Below are 4312 nucleotides of genomic sequence, written 5' to 3'. Positions count from 1 at the left end.
CAGTGCGGCGGGCAGCGGCGAGAGCCGGCCGAGCAGCCGCGCGCGCTCCTCGGGCCGGATGCTCAGCCAGACCGCCTGCCGGTGCGCCTCCTCGCGTTCCTCCGGGCTGAGCCCGTCGCCGCCGCGCCGGCCGCCGCCGACGGTGCGGGCCAGCCGGTCCACCTCGGCCAGCACCTCCGGCAGTGCGGCCAGTGCTAGCAGCCGCGAGCAGTGCTCGCCGGCGCACTCGGGGTGGAAGCAGTCGTAGCGGGCGACCACGGCCGGCACCCCGCCCCGGACGAGTTCGTCGATCAGCTCGGCGCCGTCCGGTGCGGTGACGACGCGTTCCAGCCCGGTGGTGTCGATCGGCCGGTCGCGATAGTGGGGGACGGCGCCCGGGACGAAGGCGGCCCCCAGGGCGAGCACCGCCACCGCGGCCACGGACTCGCGCCGGGAGCCGGGCGCCTTGGCCACGTCGGAAAGGTAGTGCAGGTCGAAGACGGTGTCCTCGACCTCGTCCCGCAGCCAGTCGCGCACCCGTTCCGCTCCCCCGGTGGCCAGCCAGCGGGCCGCCGCGCCGGAGTTCTTGAGCAGCGCCTCGGTGAGCCGGACCGGGTCGGTGAACGGGTTGCCGAGGAAGGTGACCGGCCGGTGGGCCCTGGCCTGCGCCTGCGGTCGGCGGCGGATCACCTCGGGGGTGCCGCCGGCCAGCCAGCTGCGGACCTGCGGGGCGGTCCAGCGGTCCTCCGGCATCTTCGTGAACAGCCCCTGGAGGAGCAGCAGTTGGCGCGGGTCGCGGACGGCACTGAGGTCGACCTCCTCGCCCATGACCAGTTCCAGTTCCAGCTCCTGGTCGTCCGGGCGCTCGCCGTCCGCGCCGACGAAGCGGGGGCGGCCGACGAACAGTTCGTACAGCACGTTGCCGAGCCCCCACCAGGGCCCGGCCTGGTGGTTCTTGCCGGCCAGCTGCTCGGGGGCCATGTAGGCGACGGTGACCATCATCGCGGAGGTGAACCGGCGGCTGTCGGTGAGCCGGTCGACGCCGCCGAAGTCGGCGATCACGAACTCCCCGGACCCGCTGCCGGGGCGCACCAGGATGTTGGCGGGCTTGAAGTCCAGCGGGTTGCGCTGGATCCGCTGCTGCCAGAAGTCGAGCAGGGCGACCAGCTCGTAGACGATCTGCTCGGTGGTCCGCCGGTCGCCGTGCCCGCCCGACCGCCACAGCCCGGCGACGTGGGCGGCGAGGGTGACCGGCAGGTACTCCATGGCCACCCAGTCGACCTGGGCGCCGTGGTGGCGGACCCGGCCGAAGTCGATCAGCTGCGGGACGTGCCGGCGGAAGCCGTCGTGGCCCAGGTGGGAGAGCAGGTCGTGGTCCATCGGCTGGCCCGCGACGGCCACCTTGACGGCCGCGTCACCGCCGCCGTCGGTGCGCCGGACGTACCAGACGGTGCCCTCGGAGCCGGCTCCGGCCCGACCCAGCGGGATGAAGCGGCTCCGCAGGGCGTCCGGGAAGACGCCCTCGAACGGACCGCCGGTGTCCGGGGCCCCGCCGAACCCGTCCTCGGGGCCGGCCAGGCTCCCGCCCGCACTCCCGCCGCCGCCTCCCCCGGCCGGGGCGGGGCCGCCGGGCCCGATGCCGTCCTGCCAGGAGGACGAGCCGGCCCCCGAGCCCGACCGGGGCCGGACGACCTCGGTCACCGCCTCCGAATCGGCGCCAGGCGCACGTCCCGAGTGCCCCGAGTCCCCCGAACTGCCCGAGCCCCCCGGCCGGTTCGGCCGGAGCTCGGTCGGAGCGTGCGGGTCGAACCTCGGCCCGGTGTCCGGCCTGCGGCGGGTGGCCGCCTCCGGGTCGTACCGCGGCTGGTTGCCGGACACCCGACGCGTCGCGGCCTCCGGATCGAAGCGCGGCGGGGCGGCGGGCACCCGACGGGTCGCGGCCTGCGGGTCCACCCGGGCCCGCGGGTTCGCGCCGAGCCGGGACGACCGGTCCGGGGCGTCCTCGGAGGCACGCCAGCGCCCCCGCGACCACCGCTCCACCCTGCTCCCCGGCGGATTCCCCGGCTCGGCTCCGGCGGCCGACCGGGGCCTCGGCCCGCGCCGACCACCCTCGGCCGGGTCCGCGTCCTCCGTCGTGCCCATGCGACGCTCCCCTCCCCCGCAGCCCGGACCGGCGCGGGGCCGTGACCATGGGCGCACCGGTTCCGGGGTGGATTGTGACGCGTCATCATCCCTCATGGCGGGCGCGGGTGTCGGCCGCTTTCGCGGATCAGGACCGACCCATCGCAGGACCGGTACGCAAGCGCGATCCCCGACGGGGAACCGGCCGCTGTCGACGCCTCGGCCGCCACTGCCCGTACGGCGGTCGGGCCGGCGCCGCCGCCGGAGCGGAGCAGGACCGGGCGGGAACGGACCGGCCCCCGAGCGGAACTCGAGCCGGCGTCCAGCCGGCCCTCCTCAGCGCTCCTCGACCGGGCGCCCCAGCGGTTCCTCCACGATCCGCCGGGCGATCTCCTCGGGCCGCACCGGGCGTCCGAAGTGCCAGCCCTGCGCCCAGTCGCAGCCCATGGTCCGCAGCCGTTCGGCGTCCCGGTGGGTCTCCACGCCCTCGGCGGTGACGTTCAGCCCGAGCGCGTGCGCCATCGACACCAGGCCGCTGACGATCCGCCACCCGGTGGACTCGTCCTTCCCCGGTTCGTGCAGGTCGCCGACGAATGAGCCGGCGATCTTCAGCCCGGAGACCGGCAGGTCGCGCAGGTAGGCGAGGTTGGACCAGCCGGTGCCGAAGTCGTCCACGGCCAGCGACACCCCGAGGTCGACCAGCCCGTGCAGGGTGCGCAGCGCCTCGTCCTCGGGCCCGACCACGGTCGACTCGGTGATCTCCAGCTGCAACCGGGCCGGGTCCAGGCCGGTGCTGTCGAGGATCCGGGCGAGGTCGGTGACCAGGGCGGCGCTGCGGGCCTGCCGGACCGCCAGGTTGACGTTGAGCTGCGGGGCGGCGTCGCCGTACCGCTTGATCCAGTCCGCGGCCTGGCCGCAGGCCTGCTCCAGCACCCAGCGGCCGAGCGGCATGATCAGCCCGGTCTCCTCGGCGGTGGTGACGAACTCGTCCGGGCCGAGCACGCCGAGCTGCGGGTGGCGCCAGCGCACCAGCGCCTCCACGGCGGCCAGCCGGCCGTCCGCGAGGCGGTAGAGCGGCTGGTAGTCGATGAAGAACTCGCCGCGGTCGAGGGCCGCCGGCATCCGCACCGACACCGCGTAGCGGCTGACCGCCCGGGCGTTCTCCTTGGGGTCGAAGAGCGTCCAGCGGCCGCGGCCGGCCTCCTTGGCGCGGTACAGCGTGAGGTCGGCGGCCCGGACGGCGGCGCCCGGGGTGGTGGTGGACACCCGCCGCTCCAGCACGCCGACGCTGGCGCCGACGGCGAGCTTGTGGTCGCCGATCAGCACCGGCCCGGCCAGCGCCTTGAGCACGGTCTTCGCGGCGGCCACCGCCTCCTGCTCGCCCCGGCACTTCTCCAGCAGGACGACGAACTCGTCGCCGCCGAGCCGGGCCACCAGGTGGCCGAGCGGGGTGAGGGCGGCCTTCAGCCGGGCGGCGACCGCGGCCAGCAGCTGGTCGCCCATGTCGTGGCCGAGGCTGTCGTTGACCACCTTGAAACCGTCGAGGTCGACGTAGCAGAGGCCGAAGCGGGCGCCCGGCTCGGGCTCCTCGAACAGCTTCTCCAGCCGCTCGAAGAAGGCCGCGCGGTTGGGCAGGCCGGTCAGCGGGTCGTGGGTGGCCTGGTGGCGCAGCCGCTCCTGGAGCCGGTAGCGGTCGGTGACGTCCTCCAGCATCGCGACCTGGTACTGCGGGATGCCGTCGTCGTCGCGGATCAGCGAGACGGTCAGGTGGGTCCAGATCACCTCGCCGTCCTGGCGGTAGTACGGCTTGTCGAACTGGAAGTAGTCCCGCTTGCCGCTGATCAGCTCCTCGTACGCCTCCCACACGCCGGGGGTGTCCTCGGGGTGCACCAGGTCGCCGACCCGGCGGCCGATCATGTCCTCCGGGCCCGCGCCGAACAGCTCCTGGAGGGCCTTGTTGACCGCCATGATGTTGCCGTCGGTGTCACCGATGCCGATGCCGATGGCGGCGCTCTCGAACAGCGCCCGGAACCGGGCCTCGGAGGCGCGCAGCGCCCGCTCGGCCTCCTTGCGGGCGCTGTCGGCGGCGGTGCGGATCGCCTCCTGCTCGGTCAGCGTGCGCTCGCGCAGGGCGGCCGCCCAGCCGGCCGCGAAGGCGCCGGTCAGGGCCGGGCCGCGGTCGTCCTGGACGGGCTGCGCCTGGAGCAGCTCG

1 protein-coding gene and 1 pseudogene are annotated in these 4312 nt (G+C 75.3%); both read right to left on the bottom strand.

Going from position 1 to position 4312, the window contains the following annotated elements; all coding sequences use genetic code 11:
• Positions 1-1680, bottom strand: a pseudogene (locus AE652_RS48710) (hypothetical protein); the annotation flags it as partial.
• Positions 1681-2436: 756 nt separating this feature from the next.
• A partial coding sequence (locus AE652_RS36300; protein WP_049659280.1) for a bifunctional diguanylate cyclase/phosphodiesterase occupies positions 2437-4312 on the bottom strand: 1876 nt, incomplete at its 5' end.

The sequence above is a fragment of the Kitasatospora sp. MY 5-36 genome (assembly GCF_001182915.1).
Taxonomy (GTDB): Bacteria; Actinomycetota; Actinomycetes; order Streptomycetales; family Streptomycetaceae; genus Kitasatospora.
This window is presented reverse-complemented; position numbering and strand designations above follow the sequence as displayed.